Here is a 17,750-nt window from a genome sequence, read left to right on the forward strand (position 1 = left end):
ATCTCCCCTTGGAGTTTTTGTAGATCTGCGTTCGCTTGTTTCAGTTGCGCCTGTGCCGTAACGTAATTTTGCTCTTGCTGGTTGAGCTTCGCCTGCAACTCGGCTTGCTGTTTTTCACTGTTCGCAAACTGTTTAGACAACGCATTTTGCGCCGTTTGGTGCTCGGCTAACTGTTTTTTCGCCTCAGCCAGTTGGGCTTCTAACGCCACCTTCTCGGCAGCCTTCGCCGTCTGCTCGGCTAAGGACGCTTGAATTTTTTCCGCTTGTTGCGCTTTTTGTTGCAATTCGGCAGCAAGCTGCTGGTTTTTCTCGGCTAAGGCTTTTGCCTCCGCTTGCTGTTTGGCGAGCGCCTCACGGGTGGTTTGGCTCTCCGTTTCAGCTTTCTTCAACCCGTCTTCTTTTTGCTTCAGCAAAGCGAGTTGTTTGTTTAAATCCGCCGTCAACGCTTTAACTTGTTGGTCGCTGGCTTGGCTCATCAAGGCGGTTTGTTTTTCCATCTCCCCTTGGAGCTTTTGTAGATCTGCGTTCGCTTGTTTCAGTTGCGCCTGTGCCGTAACGTAATCGTGCTCTTGCTGGTTGAGCTTCGCCTGCAACTCGGCTTGCTGTTTTTCACTTTGAGCTAACTGTTTTTCTAACGTATTTTGCGTACTTTGATATGAATTCAGCTGTTCTTGGGCAACTTTTAAGGCATTTTCTAATGCGACTTTTTGCTCAGCTTGTTCAGTTTTTTCCGCCAGAGAAGCTTGAATGCTTTTCGCTAATTGTTCTTTTTCGACTAACTGGGCTTGTAGTTGCTGGTTTTGTGACTCTAATGATTTACTTTTCTCTTGCTGAGCGACCAAAGAAGATTGGACATCATCTTTTTCACTTTTAGCCGTAGCTAATTCATTTTCTTTCTGTTTTAACAACTCTTTTTGCTGTAAAAGTTCAGCTGTCACTGACTTCATTTGTTCATCAGTATTACCAACAAGTTGCAGTTGATTTTTAGCCTCTGACTCCAATTTTGCAATATCAGCGGTTAATTGCTCAATTTTCAAATTTGCGGTAGCAAATTGTTGTTCTTTCTCTGCTAATTGCTGTTTAAGTTGGGCTTGTTCGACAACACTTTCATTTAATTGTTTCTCAAGCTGGGCAATCGTTTCTTGGGTTTGCTGATTTTCTTGACTTAATTGTTCAAGACTATTTTGCTTTTGCTCAATTGTTTTTTGGGCATCCGCCAATTTAGCCTTTAATGTGTCAATTAAAGACTGATCATCTGATGAATTCACAACCGCCTGTAGCTGGGCTATATGCTCTTTACTCTTCAGAACTTCGTCGTTTAGTTTATCAATCTCAAATTGTTTTTCGGTAATTGTCTGCGTTAATTGCGCAATACTCTTATTATGATTAATGAGTTCAGAAACGAGTTGATCATCATTGAGTAAATGATTATAAGCAATAAGCTGGCCTACTCCTTGAGCAATACCAAACTTATATAGATGTGTTAATTGCTGCCGTTCAATTAATTGCGCCAGTTGCTCAAGATAAGCAGAGGTATTAATACCTGTTGGCTTAGCAAATTTAGATGAATATAAGCCGAGTGGGTCAAGAACCAATTGATACTTTGCAAAATCTTTTGCTAGATAAGCAGGATCCCATTGGTTGCTTTGAAAAAAATAAGGGTAAGACGACAATAAAATAGGCGCTACGCCATTTTCTGTCGCCACCGCACACACTTCAGGAAAAGTCGTTTTTTCTGGCTCTACAGGGTCTGCTTTCGCTACATCTGCTTTCTTCGTTGATGTAGCAGCAAATTTACTTTTCCCTGTAGTTTTGCCTTTAGTTCCTTTATTCGCTGCCGCAGATTTTTGCTTCTCTTTTGGCGCAGGAACGGTAGATAGCGAAGAAAAGATATCATAACCTTGGTTTTGTGTATTAACTGGCAATTGTTGTTTTTGCTCTTGTACTTTGCCTTCTTTTTCCATTTGAAGGTAGGTATCAAAATCATCAATTACATTGTTAAAGCGCTCTGCTTTTGGAGCATGACTAAAAAAAGTCGTAACAAGTGCCAGTGACACACAAAGCCTAAGGTTTATTCTCATAATCCACTAATTTTCTTCAATGTTGATTCGGTAGACAATACTGAGTTATAACGAACTTTTGCACACAACACTTTAGTTTTAGACTCTATTGCCATTTGTAATAGTTCAATTGTGTCAGGGCTAGCAGTCCCTTCAACTTGTCGATATAGACGGTTGATTTCGCTAACTTCTTTAAATGAACCTACTAAGCGATTGTAATCTTTTGGTGATAGTGTTTTGAGCGCGTTTAATTCTTTAACACACGTATTCAAATGAGCAAATGTTTGCTGGTCAGCCCCCGCTTCACCATAAGTTGTAGAAGCAACTGGTGTACGGTTAATTGCGCTGTTTAAAACTTTTTGAGATTCAGGATAAGAGTTATCAACCTGACCTGGATTGGTATCAACAGTCGATTGTGTTACCGGCTGAGCGGTACTTGTATTGACTGTTTGTTTACTTGGAGTATTAGGTGTTGCTGTATTGTATGTGTCTGAACCAAATGTACAACCTGAAAGAAGAGCTGTACCTGCTATAAGCAAAAATGCAACATGAAATTTATTTTTTAAAAACATATGGTTACCTTACCAGCACTTTTCTTCGCTATTATAATGATGTCCAAAAAACTTAGTGTAAGCTAAAAATTAGCTATTTTCTATAAGCCCGAATGTAGAAATAGAGTCATCTCATAAATTTAGATTAACTTAACTTTAGTTTTAAAATTATTTTATTGCTACATTTCTATTAAATTTATGAGCTAATTTTCGCTAGCAGTCCTTATAAAGAGACAAATTAACACCTTTACCGGAATTTTTTATTATTTTATGTCAGATAACGATTAAGTTGCTCGATAAACCTTGCTAACAATTAGATACCTTTCAAGTAAATTCTCATTTTAGTTCTACCACCTGTAACAATTGTTAACAAATAAAATGATAACTAACAATAAATACGCCTACTTTTCATTTATCAAGCTGCTGACACACTTTAAACCTGTAACATGGCAATAACCGCCATCATTCAAAATATGGGTAACCTGCTTAATTCAATTCCAAAAACTAACAGCAATTAAAAATTGCAAGCAAAATCAGCTAGTTATAAAAAAGCGAATTTATCGGCATTTCAGCTACATAATTTCCAACTACGTAATAAAGCATAGCAGTTATCTGTCGGAATTACTTATATTAAATTGATACGATTCGTAACTCAAATTTATTTTTAATAAAAATATAGCGTTCACATAGCCGTAATCACTCAAAAAACACTATTCAGTGATTTTATTCCATGTTACTCATTTAACGTCTAGTAAATAGTGTTTTATCTTTAACCTAAAATGAAGCATTTGAATAAAACATGAGGAAAGTAATATTGATTGCTTATAAATGTAAATATATGCCCGGAATTAACCGGGCATAATGGCATTTAAGCTTTGCTAGGACGTAAAGCGGGGAATAAAATAACATCGCGAATAGTATGGCTGTTAGTGAATAACATCACCATACGGTCAATACCAATGCCTAAACCTGCTGTTGGCGGTAAACCATGTTCTAATGCGGTGACATAGTCTTCATCATAGAACATTGCTTCGTCATCACCTTCATCTTTTTGACGTACTTGCTCAGCAAAACGCTCAGCTTGATCTTCTGCGTCATTTAATTCCGAGAAACCGTTACCGATTTCACGACCACCAATGAAGAATTCAAAACGGTCGGTAATAAATGGGTTGTCATCATTACGACGCGCTAACGGCGAAACTTCAGCTGGGTACTCAGTAATAAATGTTGGCTGAATCAAGTGGCTTTCTGCAACTTCTTCGAAGATTTCACACTGTACGCGGCCTAAGCCCCAGCTCTTTTCAATCTTAATACCGATAGACTGAGCAATTGCCACCGCTTTATCCATATCATCCAAATCAGCAACATTCGTTTCTGGACGATATTTGCAAATAGCTTCTTTCATCGTCATTTTAGTAAATGGCTTACCAAAATCGAACTCTTGTTCGCCATACTGAACAACAGTATTACCTAACACTTTTTGTGTCAGTGTACGGAACAAATCTTCTGTCAATGCGATTAGATCACGGTAATCAGCATAAGCCATATAGAGTTCCATCATTGTGAACTCTGGATTATGACGTGGGGATAACCCCTCATTACGGAAGTTACGGTTGATTTCAAATACGCGTTCGAAACCACCTACAACTAAGCGTTTCAGGTATAATTCAGGTGCGATACGTAAGTACATATCGATATCTAATGCATTATGGTGAGTCACAAATGGACGCGCAGAAGCACCACCAGGGATGACCTGCATCATTGGTGTTTCCACTTCCATAAAACCGTAGCTAACCATAAAGTTACGTACTTCAGCTAGGATCTTAGAACGAACAATAAAAGTATGACGAGATTCATCATTCGCAATTAAGTCAAGGTAACGCTGACGATAACGTGTTTCTTGGTCTGATAAACCGTGGAATTTGTCAGGCAATGGACGCAACGCTTTGGTTAATAAACGAACTTCATGACAATGAACAGTTAACTCACCCGTTTTGGTTTTAAATAAACGGCCTTTAGCACCTAAAATATCGCCTAAGTCCCATTTTTTAAACTGTTCGTTATAGATGCCTTCCGCTAAATCATCACGCGATACATAAATTTGAATGCGTCCGCCAACGTCCTGTAACGTTGCAAACGAAGCTTTACCCATAATACGACGAGTCATCATACGGCCAGCAATCGACACTTCAATATTTAGGTCTTCAAGCTCTTCTGATGTTTTATCATCATATTGCGCATGAATTTTATCGGAAATATCTTCACGACGAAAATCGTTTGGAAATGGAATACCCTTTTCACGCAGTGCCGCTAATTTTTCTTTGCGTGCTTTAAGTTCGTTATTCAAATCAGGTGCTTGTTCAACACCTTGTTGTTCCTGAGACATTTTTTCCTCACAGGCCAGCTTTTAAACTAGCTTCAATGAATTTATCCAAATCACCATCCAGTACGGCTTGCGTGTTACGCGTTTCCACACCAGTACGTAAATCTTTAATTCTTGCATCATCAAGGACATAAGAACGAATCTGGCTTCCCCAGCCAATATCAGATTTGTTCTCTTCCATCGCTTGCTTGTCTGCATTTTTCTTTTGCATTTCCAGTTCGTATAGCTTCGCTTTTAACTGGCGCATAGCTTGGTCTTTATTTTTATGCTGCGAACGGTCATTCTGGCATTGCGTCACAATATTGGTTGGAATATGTGTGATACGTACCGCTGATTCCGTTTTGTTTACATGCTGACCACCCGCACCAGATGCACGGTATACATCAATACGCAAATCCGCTGGATTGATTTCGATATCAATATCATCATCAACTTCAGGATAAATAAACGCAGAACTAAAAGAAGTATGGCGACGCCCACCTGAGTCAAACGGGCTCTTACGAACCAAACGGTGAACACCAGTTTCCGTTCTTAACCACCCGTAGGCATAGTCACCAATAATTTTGACCGTTGCCGATTTTAGCCCAGCAACATCACCATCAGACTCTTCGATAATCTCGGTTTTAAAGCCCTTTAACTCAGCCCAACGCAAGTACATACGCAATAACATACTTGCCCAATCTTGAGCTTCAGTACCGCCAGAACCCGCTTGTAAATCAATGTAGCAATCTGCACTATCGTATTCGCCAGAGAACATACGGCGAAATTCAAGTTGCTCTAATTTGCCTTCTAATTGCTCTAGTTCAGCTTCAGCTTCATTGAATGTGTCTTCGTCATCAGCTTCAACCGCAAGCTCTAATAAACCTTCAACATCTTCAAGGCCTTGCGTCATCTGGTCAATCGTTTCAACAATTGCTTCAAGAGATGAGCGTTCTTTACCAAGGGCTTGCGCTCTCTCGGGTTCATTCCACACATCTGGCTGTTCAAGCTCAGCATTGACTTCTTCTAAGCGTTCTTTCTTGGCATCATAGTCAAAGATACCCCCTCAGAACCACTGTCCGTTCAGACAGGTCCTGAATCTTATTTTTTACTGGGTTTATTTCAAACGTCATTTTTCAATATCTTATGGTTAGTCAAAAATAATTTTTTATTCACAAACCGCTTAGTATAGCGGAATTTATCTCATGTTTATAGCGCCATCAAACGCTATTTGCTGGTTATTCCGCCGTTTATGATAGGCTTAATCAGGCCAAATATGCTCAATCATTAGCTGGACGTTTTTTTGTCCACGATATTCGTTCACATCTAATTTAAAGGCTATTTTCGCTTTTTTGATGCTGTTATCTGGCCATCGACGAACATCAATATTAAACATAATTGCATCTAACATTGGCCCACCATTCACGGGTTCCAGCATAAGTTTCAAATGGCGCTCACCAACAAGCCTTTGCTGTAATAATTGGAATTCACCATCAAATATAGGTTCCGGAAATGCTTGTCCCCATGGGCCACTTTCTCGAATAAGTTCCGCAGTTTCTAAACAAAACTCATTGCGTGAAAGTTCGCCATCACTCCAGATTACCCCAGCCAATTGCTCAGGTTGAACTAATTCACCCATCAATAATTCAAAGTGATGTTTAAAAGCGTCAAATTGTTCAACATGCAAAGTTAAGCCTGCTGCCATTGCATGGCCACCAAATTTTTGCATAATCCCGGGTTGTAATGTATTTAACCGTTCTAATGCATCCCGCATATGGACACCCTGAATGGAACGCCCAGAACCTTTTAATAAACCATCACCCGCAGGAGCAAAAGCGATAACAGGACGATGATATTGTTCTTTGATCCTTGAGGCGAGTATACCGACAACCCCCTGATGCCATTCAGGATGATAAATGGCTAAGCCATTTGGCAACTGGCTTTCACCGTATTCGAATTGATTAAAAAGCACGAGCGCTTCTTGCTGCATACCCGCTTCAATCTCACGGCGAGTTTGATTCAGCCCATCTAACTCATTTGCCAGTTCCCTTGCATACGCCATATCGTCTGTCAGTAATAATTCAATGCTCACTGACATATCATCTAATCTGCCTGCCGCATTTAGCCTAGGGCCAAGCGCAAACCCAAAATCATTTGCCACTAGTCTTGGTAAATCACGTTTGGAAACCTCAATGAGGGCTTTAATACCCGCGCAACAGCGCCCAGCTCTAACACGATTTAGCCCTTGGTGAACTAAAATGCGGTTATTTGTATCAAGAGGAACCACATCTGCAACAGTTCCTAATGCAACCAAATCAAGGTACTCGGCTAAATTAGGCTCTGCTAGCCCTTGCTGCACAAACCACCCTTGCTGACGTAGATATGCACGTAAGGCAGACATTAAATAAAATGTGACACCAACCCCAGCTAATGATTTAGATGCAAAGCAACATTCATTTAAGTTCGGGTTGATTATCGCATCCGCAGCAGGCAAAGTTTCCCCCGGCAGATGGTGATCGGTAATAATTACATTCATTCCATATTGATTAGCTACTGCAACCCCTTCATGGGATGAGATGCCATTATCAACGGTAATAATGAGATTCGTTCCGCGTTTACGAGCTTCTTCAACAACCAATGGCGTTAATCCATAACCATTTTCAAAACGGTTCGGAACGATATAATTGATATTTCTATATCCCATTGATTTTAGAGCTCTAATAGCTAATGCCGTACTGGTTGCTCCATCCGCATCGAAATCCCCAACAATAGTAATAGCTTCATGTTCATTTAACGCACGATAAAGTAGGGGCAATGCCTTATCAACACCCGATAATGTCCGATAATCCAATAAATTAGCTGCTTTGCGCTCTAACTGATTGATATCCGTGATGCCCCGATGCTGGTAAATTCGTTGTAATAGCTCAGGCAAGCCAGGAAGTTGAGCGGCAGAACTTTGCTGCTGTCTTTGTTGTAAGAGTGTTTCTACATTCACAATAATTAACTATTTTTCGTTGAGTAATTGAACAAGGGCATCCGGTTTCATGTAGCCAGGCAGTAATTGCCCATCCGGTAGGATGATTGCTGGTGTTCCCGTCACTTTGAATAAATTACCCACACTCATATGTTTACTTAGGTCAATTTTGCAATCTTCAATCATGGCAACTTCTTCACCTTTAAACGCTTGAGTTAATGCTTTTTGTTGTAGGCCATTGCACCAAATAGATGCCATTTTCTTTCCTACGTCGCTATCTGCACCTTGGCGTGGATAAGCCAGATAACGCACCGTGACACCTTGGCTGTTTAATTCACCAACAGATTCATGTAATTTTTTACAATAACCACAGCTAATATCGGTAAAAACTGTCACAACATGCTTTTCCTGAGGGGCTTTGAAGAGAATCATTTCATCTTTGAGCGCTTCTACTTTTTTCATTAATGGCTGATTACTGATATTGACTGGGTTTTTACCGCTCATATCATAAATTGGCCCTTGCAATAAATATTTGCCATCATCAGTGATATAAACAACCCCTGTTGTGGTTTCAACAACATTCAGCCCAACGATTGGCGAAGGTTTAATTACCTCAACAACCATGTTGTATTTTTCCAAAGTATCACGGATAACTTTTTCTTCTGTTGCCCCATAGACCGTGGAAGTCACAGTCGCAATACATGCAGCAGCCAATAATAACAATTTGCGTTTCATAGATAGTCCTTTAATCATGCATCACCCCCTTGGATGATGCTGCTCATGCAATACTCGTAACCGTTCAGTAGCAACATGAGTATAAATTTGGGTGGTTGAAAGATCACTATGACCTAACAACATTTGTACCACGCGTAAATCTGCTCCATGATTGAGTAAATGGGTTGCAAATGCGTGTCTAAGAACATGCGGTGAGAGTAGCTCGCTATCAATATGTGCAAGTACTGCATAATATTTTATTCGATGCCAAAACGTTTGCCGAGTCATTTTCGTGCCACGCTTACTCGGGAATAGAATATCGCTAGTTTTGCCATTTAATAAATCTGGGCGACCTTCATCAATATATTTCTCTAGCCAATATATTGCCTCTTCCCCCAAGGGAATCAATCTTTCTTTATCGCCTTTACCAACAACGCGAATAACCCCCTGCCGCAAGCTAATATCTGAAAAAGTTAAGCCGATTAATTCAGAAACACGCAAACCACAAGCATATAGCACTTCCAACATGGCCTTATCACGTAGTTCTAAAGCATCTTCGGTAGCAGGGGCATTTAATAAATCTTCAACTTGTTTTTCACTTAAATCTTTGGGTAAACGCTGCGGAATTTTGGGGGCAGCAATCACCGCAGAAGGGTCATCCAGACGGATTTTCTCCCGATACAAATATTGAAATAACCTACGCATCGCACTTAATAAACGTGCTGAACTGGTTGCTTTATATCCACAATCAATACGTTCCGCAAAAAAAGATTGTAAGTCAATTGATTGAACACTTTCTAAATGCAACTGATGCGCATCAAGCCATTTATCTAATAGTTGAAGGTCATTACGATAAGAAGCCAATGTATTTTCGGCTAGATCTTGTTCAAGCCAAATTGTATCAAGAAATTGTTCAATTAATGGATTAAGTTGTTTTGTTTCCACGACAGATAAGCTTCCTTTAGATAATACCACACGATTCTATTATGCCTGAATGTGGCTGCTTCTGTTACAATATCTCTCTTGTGATGAAAACCATAGCTGGACATAGTAATAATATATATGAAAATAGGTCTTTTTTACGGTTCTAGTACCTGTTATACCGAAATGGTTGCAGAAAAAATACGTGATATTCTCGGCGATGATTTAGTCACATTGCATAACGTTAACGATACACCGCCAACAGAAATGGAACAGTATGATGTTCTTATTTTGGGAATACCTACGTGGGATTTTGGTGAAATACAGGAAGATTGGCTTGAAATTTGGGAAGCGCTTCCCAATCTTAACCTCGCAAATAAAATCATTGCGATGTATGGACTGGGTGACCAAATAGATTATGGCGAGTGGTTTCTTGATGCCCTTGGCATGCTCTATCATCAACTAAAACCAACTGGCGCTAAATTTGTCGGTTTCTGGCCAACTGAAGGCTATACCTTTGATAGCCCTAAACCACTCAATGAAACTGGTGATATGTTTGTTGGGCTGGCATTAGATGAAGTCCACCAGTTTGAACAGACCGATGAACGTATTGCGCAGTGGTGTGTGCAGATTTTTCAGGAAATTGAAGCGCTGTTATGATGCAAGTTTATATGTACTTGCTCATCGAACCCCCAAAGTGAGGGTTACCTACCCTACACTAGGCTACCAATTTGATTTATCACCTATGATTTTGGTAGCCTAAATATCAGGGTATTGCAGCAATAATTGGTTTAAATTACGCCAATTCTCTTCCGACAATGCGTCTTTTGCAACCCACAAATGGAGCTTTTGTGGTTTACCTTGTAACGCTTCTAGTGTCAGTAATATACCATAGCGGGTAAGCCAAGGTGCTTTCAGTATTCTCCATTCATTTTTCTTCCACTGAACCTTATTACCATTAACCAGTACAGCAACCCCTTTTATTTTACTGATATTTTTCTGACTCTTTGCCCAACTCGCAACGACAACCACTAATAGCGGCAACCATATCATTGAGTTACCAGGGGACCATGGAGCCAATAGTAAAAACATCCCAATGACCCCATGAACACAGGTTGAGAACAGTTGGGTTTTCCATGAAATGGAGAGATTAGATTTCCACAGGACCACGATTTTTATTTTTTTCCTGAATCAGTTTAATCATACGAAAAAGTTCGTCATCATCTGGACGACCGTGATTCATTAGCCAATTGAATAAATCAGGGTCCGCACATTCTAATAAACGGACAAATACCTGCTTATCGTGAGTTGTTAGGTCATCATATTCATACTCAAAAAACGGCATGATTGAAATATCTAATTCACGCATACCACGGCGGCATGCCCAATGAATTCGCGCTTTATTCTCAATATCCATTCTACTACGGCCTTTTTTGCAGTTAACTGATTAGATTGATTATTTTCCATACTCTAACAGATTATCCGCTAAGAAAACATGTTATAGACTACATTGTTGTAATTTTAGTAGTAAAATACCGTTTTTCTACAAACAGATGATAAAAAACTATTAGATAATACAGCTTCATCATAATAACTACTTGCAATGTTATCTAGCTATTTTACCATTAGGCACCTTTATCTATCAAAGAACAACAGGTGAAATCATGACTAACCAAATTGATAGTACACAGCAATTCCCTCTCGGATCTCAGTCTTTACCACTCGTTTTGATTTCACTGGAAAACTGGGAACTTATTCACCTCCACGGCGCCGATGCAGAAAAATACCTGCAAGGCCAAGTAACCGCAGATATCGCCACACTCAAGCAATCACATGCATTAACAGCACATTGTGATCCTAAAGGTAAGATGTGGAGCGACCTCCGCTTATTCCATCATTTAGATGGCTACTCATATTTATTAAGAACCAGCGTTGCCGACTCACAACTCGCCGAACTGAAAAAATATGCTGTTTTTTCGAAAGTCACCTTTGAAAAAAAACCAGAACTGAAATTAGTCGGAGTCGCGGGTAAAGGCGCTAGAGAAGCACTGGCAACATTATTTACTGCATTACCTGACGCTCAAAACCAAGTAGTTACAGACGACGCCTCCACAATATTACATTTTGCATTACCCACAGAGCGTTTTTTAGTGATCACTAACGAAGAAACGGCACAAAAAATGGCCCAAACCTTAGGTGCTATTCAGGTCAACGATGAACAATGGTTAGCCCTTGATATCGAAGCCGGTTTTGCGGTTATCGATCAACAAAATAGTGCCCAACATTTACCTCAAGCAACCAACTTACAAGCCCTACCTGATGGTATTAGCTTTAAAAAAGGCTGTTATACCGGTCAAGAAATGGTTGCCCGTGCAAAATTCCGTGGTGCAAATAAACGTGCGATGTACACCTTAAAAGGTACAGGTACCACTATTCCTGTCGTTGGTGAAGGTGTGGAATGGCAGCTTGGTGATAAATGGCGCCGTACAGGAACTGTTTTAGCTGCTATTCGCTTAGGTAGCGGCGAAATCTATGTGCAAGTCATTATGAATAACGATATGGAAGCGGATAGCGTTTTCCGTGTTATGGGGGATGAGCAAAGTCATCTAACTATCGCACCATTACCTTATTCATTAGAAGAGAATTAATTGGAGTTTTTATGTCATCTGCATTAGGTAACAAGCCCGTAGAGGTGGTTAATTTTGGGGCTTTTACCGAAGTCGTCCAATTTTTGATGGAATTAGATAAACTCAAAAGTGTTTATCGTAAAAATAAGTTATTGAACCGTGAACGCCAAGAAAACACAGCAGAACACAGTTGGCAATTTGCCGTTGCAGCAATGAGTTTTGCACCTTATGTTCAAGGCATTAATATCGAACATGCGATAAAACTTGCCCTTGTTCATGACATTGTTGAAATTGATGCAGGCGATGTATTGGTATTTGATAATGCCGCTCGTGATGCTATTCATGAAGAAGAAGTTAAAGCGGCTAAGCGTATTTTTAACTTACTGCCTAGCCCGCAAAATGAAACGCTATTAGCTCTGTGGAATGAATATGATGCATTAGAAACCCCGGAATCTGTGTATGCGAATGCCATTGACCGAGCGATGCCGATGCTGATGAACCTGCATAATCAAGGCCAAAGTTGGGTCGAAAACCACATTCGTCTGGAACAAGTCCTCAGTAAATGTGATTATATTCAGCAGATCCTACCTGAATTTTATCAACAACTTAAATTACAATTGGAACTCGCTCAGCAAAAAGGCTGGTTACTGTAATTTATGTCAGAAGCGGCTACAAAGCCGCTTTATTTAACGTGTTACACTCATCTAATCTAATGTGTATTACCCACAGCAAGATATACTTTTCACTAATTTATTATTTTGATTTAAATAATAAACTACTTTATATTTTTTAATAATTATTAATCTCGACTTATATAGAAATATCAATATTAATAACTTGCCAATTATTAATATCGCTCCTATCTTTATCATTGAACATTTGCCAGAGAGGTTTAAAATGGAAAAATTCAATGAATATTCAAATCCTTATCTTTTACTTCTAGATGTCCATTCACCCGCTATAATTCAATTCAATAAATCAACACATCAAACAATTCCAATTATCGAAGGACTCGGTGGGACTCCTGATGGTATTGCCGTTGACCCTGCTAACCGATTAATTTATTGGAGTAATATGGGTGAAGATTATGAGGCTGACGATGGTTCCATTAATGTGATGAATTTTGATGGTACTGGCAGAAAAATACTAGTAGGCAACGGAAAGATAAGAACACCAAAACAATTGCATCTTGATTTAGTAAATCAACGATTATATTGGTGTGACCGTGAAGGTGGTATGGTTTCATCATGTAATATTGATGGTTCTGATTTATTCGTCCATGTAGCAAGACCCCGAGATAAACACAATAAAGTAGATATATTAGACCAATGTGTTGGCATTACTGTTGATGTCACAAATAATTGGATTTACTGGACTCAGAAAGGGACCCCTAAAGGTAATTTAGGTCGTATTTTTAGGGTGCCATTAACGCCTAAAATCCAACAATCGGCCAATCAACGAACTGATATTCAATTACTCCTTCAAGACCTCCCCGAACCTATTGATTTATTGCTTGATAAAGAAAACCATATTTTATATTGGACAGATAGAGGCGCTGAGCCCGATGGTAATAGCTTAAATTGTGCCAATATTTCTGCTGATGGATTAAGCCATTACAAGGTGATAAGCCGTGGTTTTAAAGAGGCTATTGGACTCACATATGATAAGCCTGCACAACTGATGTATGTGGCTGACCTTAATGGAGGGGTTTACCGAGTCATTATAGAAACAGGTGCTGTGGAAAAGCTACACCAAGGTAAAAATTATACGGGTATCTCACAATATTTAGGTTAAATAAATCCTAAATAAATAAAGGCTTGAATTCAGTAACTCACCGAAATCAAGCCTAAAGAGTATTTAATTCACATTATATAATAGAAGTGTGCGATATATTCCTACATATAATCTTCAATCGGCACACATGAGCAGTGTAAATGACGATCCCCATACACATCATCAAGCCGTTTTACTGCTGGCCAGTATTTATTCGCTTTCGTTTGTGCTGTTGGGAATGCTGCGAGTTCACGGCTATAACTATGAGGCCACTCCCCGGCTAGCTCCGTTTGCACATGAGGCGAATTCACGAGAGGGTTATCTTCTAGTGTCCACTGCCCTTTCACGACTTGGTCAATTTCATCGCGTATCGCTAACATGGCGTCAATAAACCGATCAATTTCAGTTATGCTTTCAGACTCTGTCGGTTCAATCATTAATGTCCCTGCTACAGGGAAAGACATGGTTGGCGCATGAAAACCATAATCAATTAAGCGCTTAGCAATATCGAGCTCACTGATACCCGTATCTCTTTTAATTGGGCGTAAATCGACAATACATTCATGGGCAACATAGCCTTCTTGCCCTGTATATAAAATGTCATAACGGCCAGAAAGACGCTTGGCAATATAATTCGCATTTAAAATAGCAACTTGGCTAGCTTTACGTAGACCATAAGAGCCCATCATCCGAATATACATCCAGCTAATTGGCAAAATTGATGCACTGCCAAATGGGGCTGCAGATACCGCCCCTTGGTCAGTTAACATTTCTTGCTCAACCACAGAATGCCCCGGTACGAACGGTGCCAAGTGTTTTTTCACACCGATAGGCCCCATACCTGGTCCGCCACCGCCGTGAGGGATACAGAATGTTTTATGCAAATTCAGGTGAGAAACATCCGCACCAATAAAGCCCGGTGTTGTTAACCCAACTTGAGCATTCATATTTGCACCATCAAGATATACTTGACCACCATATTGGTGAATAATTTCACACACTTCACGAATACTTTCTTCATATACCCCGTGGGTTGATGGGTAAGTTACCATCACACAAGAAAGAGCTTCGCTATGTTGCTGAGCTTTTTCACGTAAATCCGTTAAATCGATATTACCTTCATCATCACAACGCACTACCACCACTTCCATACCTGCCATATGCGCAGAGGCAGGATTGGTACCGTGAGCAGAAGCCGGGATCAAACAAATATTTCGCTCCCCTTCATTGCGACTCTCATGATAGCGACGAATAGCCAATAAACCGGCATATTCACCTTGAGCCCCTGAGTTAGGTTGCATACAAACTGCATCATAACCAGTCAATTGCACTAACCAATGGGAAAGTTGCTCTATCATTTGGTGATAACCTTGAGCCTGCTCAGGTGGGCAGAATGGGTGTAGCTCGCCAAATTCAGGCCAAGTAATTGGGATCATTTCCGCAGCCGCATTAAGCTTCATCGTACAAGAACCCAGAGGGATCATAGCTTGGTTTAAGGCTAAATCTTTACGCTCTAAACTATGCATATAGCGCATCATTTCGGTTTCACTATGGTAACGATGAAAATTTGGATGAGCTAAAATTTCATCATCACGTAACATAGAGCTTGGGATCGCTTGCTCTGTCGCTGAAACAGATTGGTCTAGTTTTTCAAAATCTAACTTAGTTTCAACACCTGTGATCACCGCAAACAATTCATTTAAATCTTGGCGAGTCGTGATTTCACTAAAAGTCACGCCAACTGCACCACGAATATCAGTACGTAAATTCACTTTGGCTTTTTCAGCACGAGCTAGCACCGCTGTTTTGTCAGCGACTTCAATACATAACGTATCAAACCAAGTTTTATGGCGTGATGTAAAACCTGCGTCTGCTAATGCCTTGGCAAAAATAGTGCTGAAGCGATGAATACGCTCTGCAATTATTTTCAGCCCTTTTGACCCATGATAAACCGCATACATGGCTGCGATATTGGCTAACAGCACTTGGGATGTACAAATATTCGAGTTCGCTTTTTCACGGCGAATATGTTGTTCACGGGTTTGCATCGCCATACGCAGTGCGGTATTACCTGCTGCATCCCGTGACACACCGATAATACGTCCCGGCATTGCCCGTTTAAATTCGTCACGACAAGCAAAGAAGGCCGCATGTGGCCCACCATACCCCATCGGGACGCCAAAACGCTGCGCTGAACCGAAGACAATATCCGCCCCTTGCTTACCCGGTGCAGTGAGCAATACTAGCGCCATCATATCTGCTGCAACGCAACTGACAATTTTACGCTCTTTTAATTGGGCAAATAGCGAACTGTAGTCATGGACATTACCTGTCGTGCCAACCTGTTGAAGTAACACACCAAAAATACCTTCGTGTTCCAGTGCTTTCTCTGCGCTATCCACAATCACTTCAAAACCAAAAGTCCCCGCACGTGTGCGAACAACATCCAGAGTTTGCGGATGAACATCATCCGCCACAAAGAAACGATCTGCATCTTTCAGTTTGCTGATCCGTTTTGCCATCGCCATAGCTTCTGCCGCAGCGGTGGCTTCGTCCAATAACGATGCAGAAGCGAGGTCTAACCCCGTAAGGTCGATAGTTAACTGTTGAAAATTCAGTAATGATTCTAAACGGCCTTGTGACACCTCCGGTTGATATGGCGTATAAGCGGTATACCAACCCGGGTTTTCTAATAAATTACGCAAGATAACTGGCGGAAGCACAGCAGGGGCATAGCCCATACCAATATAACTTTTGTAGCGTTTATTGAGTGACGCTATTGCTTTTAATTCCGCTAAAGCTTCTTGTTCAGTTGCTCCCCCCCCCACTCTTGGCGGTTCTGCAAGCAAAATGGCTTTGGGGACAATTTTGCCCATCAAGGCATCTAATGACGTTGCACCCACGGTGTCTAACATGGTTTTTAATTGTTGTTCTGATGAACCAATGTGGCGCGAAATGAATTCTGAACGATTTTCTAATTGACTCAGTGACATCGACATATCTGTGTTCCCATCCTTTGTCTGCTATGCATAAGTTGTAGGGCGGTTATTACGGAACTTGCGAGATAACGCTTAAAATCAATGATATTGCGGTTGTTTCTTGTTTCTAACTAATTAGATTTTATCAATCCTATAAATAGTTCATCTTGTGGCTAGGCGGCAAACGAATGAGCCCCTAGGAGCATACACCAGTATGTGACTAGGGCGAGTGAGCGAAGCCAACACCCGCCACAGCAACCAAAAGTGTTTATTCTAAATAGTTTGCGTTGTGGCTAGGCGGCAAGCAAATGAGATCCTAGGAGCATACATAAGTATGTGACTAGGGCGAGTGAGCGAAGCCAACACCGCCACAACACAAAATATGACGAATAAACTATTCTTCGGCTTCAATCATAGAAGTATACCCCGCCGCATCAATCAAATCCGCCAGCTCTGCGGTATCCGATGCTTTAATGCGGAAAATCCAACCTTCTTGATACGGCTGTTCATTTACGAGTTCTGGCGCGTCATTCAACTCACTATTAACCGCCACAATTTCGCCACTCAGTGGTGCGTAAATATCAGATGCTGCTTTAACTGATTCGACGACTGCAACGTCATCACCTGCACTTACCGCCGTCCCCACTTCGGGTAAATCAACAAACACCATGTCACCCAGCGTTTCTTGCGCATGTTCGGTGATACCAACTGTAAATTCACCATTACCTTCATCGCGCAGCCACTCATGTTCACGGGTGTACATTAATTCTTTAGGTGTATTGCTCATCAT

General features: G+C 40.7%; 14 protein-coding genes and 1 pseudogene. 4 read left to right on the top strand and 11 right to left on the bottom strand.

Features of this window, described 5'->3' with window-relative positions; genetic code table 11:
• The 7 genes and pseudogenes from SJ312_RS07665 to xerD all read right to left on the bottom strand — a co-directional run.
• Positions 1-2,057: pseudogene (locus SJ312_RS07665) on the bottom strand (hypothetical protein); the annotation flags it as partial.
• A gap of 20 nt (positions 2,058-2,077) precedes the next feature.
• Positions 2,078-2,632, bottom strand: a complete 555-nt coding sequence (locus tag SJ312_RS07670; protein WP_096863165.1) for a hypothetical protein — start codon at positions 2,630-2,632, stop codon at positions 2,078-2,080.
• Positions 2,633-3,479: 847 nt separating this feature from the next.
• Entirely contained in the window at positions 3,480-4,997 is a 1,518-nt protein-coding gene (gene lysS / locus SJ312_RS07675) for a lysine--tRNA ligase (RefSeq protein WP_004261800.1), read from the bottom strand.
• A 7-nt stretch (positions 4,998-5,004) separates the two neighbouring features.
• Positions 5,005-6,106, bottom strand: a protein-coding gene (gene prfB, locus SJ312_RS07680; RefSeq protein WP_319867346.1) for a peptide chain release factor 2 whose coding sequence is annotated in 2 segments (ribosomal slippage) — positions 5,005-6,027 and positions 6,029-6,106 — 1,101 coding nt in all. Because the reading frame shifts where the segments join, the coding sequence is not laid out codon by codon here.
• A 128-nt stretch (positions 6,107-6,234) separates the two neighbouring features.
• Positions 6,235-7,968 carry a single-stranded-DNA-specific exonuclease RecJ gene (recJ, locus tag SJ312_RS07685; RefSeq protein WP_319867348.1) on the bottom strand — a complete coding sequence of 578 codons (1,734 nt, stop codon included), beginning with the start codon at positions 7,966-7,968 and terminating at the stop codon, positions 6,235-6,237.
• A gap of 9 nt (positions 7,969-7,977) precedes the next feature.
• Positions 7,978-8,682 (bottom strand): bifunctional protein-disulfide isomerase/oxidoreductase DsbC, encoded by a 705-nt coding sequence (dsbC, locus tag SJ312_RS07690; RefSeq protein ID WP_319867351.1) that lies wholly within the window; start codon positions 8,680-8,682, stop codon positions 7,978-7,980.
• Positions 8,683-8,703: 21 nt separating this feature from the next.
• Positions 8,704-9,606 (bottom strand): site-specific tyrosine recombinase XerD, encoded by a 903-nt coding sequence (gene xerD / locus SJ312_RS07695; RefSeq protein WP_004261814.1) that lies wholly within the window; start codon positions 9,604-9,606, stop codon positions 8,704-8,706.
• Positions 9,607-9,723: 117 nt separating this feature from the next.
• Between xerD and fldB the strand changes: the two genes are divergently transcribed.
• Positions 9,724-10,242, top strand: a complete 519-nt coding sequence (fldB, locus tag SJ312_RS07700) for a flavodoxin FldB (protein ID WP_094963000.1) — start codon at positions 9,724-9,726, stop codon at positions 10,240-10,242.
• A 99-nt stretch (positions 10,243-10,341) separates the two neighbouring features.
• On the opposite strand, the gene SJ312_RS07705 is transcribed toward fldB, so the two are convergent.
• On the bottom strand, positions 10,342-10,752 hold the full coding sequence (locus tag SJ312_RS07705) for a protein YgfX (protein ID WP_036958456.1): 411 nt from the start codon (positions 10,750-10,752) through the stop codon (positions 10,342-10,344).
• Positions 10,733-10,999 (bottom strand): FAD assembly factor SdhE, encoded by a 267-nt coding sequence (gene sdhE, locus SJ312_RS07710; RefSeq protein ID WP_004261864.1) that lies wholly within the window; start codon positions 10,997-10,999, stop codon positions 10,733-10,735. The genes SJ312_RS07705 and sdhE overlap by 20 nt, the downstream gene beginning before the upstream one ends.
• A 247-nt stretch (positions 11,000-11,246) precedes the next feature.
• On the opposite strand from sdhE, the gene ygfZ reads away from it, so the two are divergent.
• The 3 genes from ygfZ to SJ312_RS07725 all read left to right on the top strand — a co-directional run bounded on the left by ygfZ (position 11,247) and on the right by SJ312_RS07725 (position 14,003).
• On the top strand, positions 11,247-12,230 hold the full coding sequence (gene ygfZ / locus SJ312_RS07715; RefSeq protein WP_112307213.1) for a tRNA-modifying protein YgfZ: 984 nt from the start codon (positions 11,247-11,249) through the stop codon (positions 12,228-12,230).
• 11 nt (positions 12,231-12,241) lie between these two features.
• Complete coding sequence (locus SJ312_RS07720) at positions 12,242-12,862, top strand: HD domain-containing protein (protein WP_004261871.1); 621 nt, start codon at positions 12,242-12,244, stop codon at positions 12,860-12,862.
• Between the two features lie 244 nt (positions 12,863-13,106).
• Positions 13,107-14,003 carry a YncE family protein gene (locus tag SJ312_RS07725; RefSeq protein WP_165119666.1) on the top strand — a complete coding sequence of 299 codons (897 nt, stop codon included), beginning with the start codon at positions 13,107-13,109 and terminating at the stop codon, positions 14,001-14,003.
• A gap of 101 nt (positions 14,004-14,104) precedes the next feature.
• Here the strand turns inward: SJ312_RS07725 and gcvP are convergent, their stop codons facing one another.
• Together gcvP and gcvH are read right to left on the bottom strand one after the other, a co-directional pair.
• Positions 14,105-16,981, bottom strand: a complete 2,877-nt coding sequence (gene gcvP / locus SJ312_RS07730) for an aminomethyl-transferring glycine dehydrogenase (protein ID WP_110592142.1) — start codon at positions 16,979-16,981, stop codon at positions 14,105-14,107.
• 373 nt (positions 16,982-17,354) lie between these two features.
• Positions 17,355-17,747 carry a glycine cleavage system protein GcvH gene (gene gcvH / locus SJ312_RS07735; protein WP_036958523.1) on the bottom strand — a complete coding sequence of 131 codons (393 nt, stop codon included), beginning with the start codon at positions 17,745-17,747 and terminating at the stop codon, positions 17,355-17,357.
• Between the last annotated feature and the right edge of the window lie 3 nt (positions 17,748-17,750).

Source organism: Providencia sp. CIM-Carb-044 (assembly GCF_033901115.1).
Lineage (GTDB): Bacteria > Pseudomonadota > Gammaproteobacteria > Enterobacterales > Enterobacteriaceae > Providencia > Providencia hangzhouensis.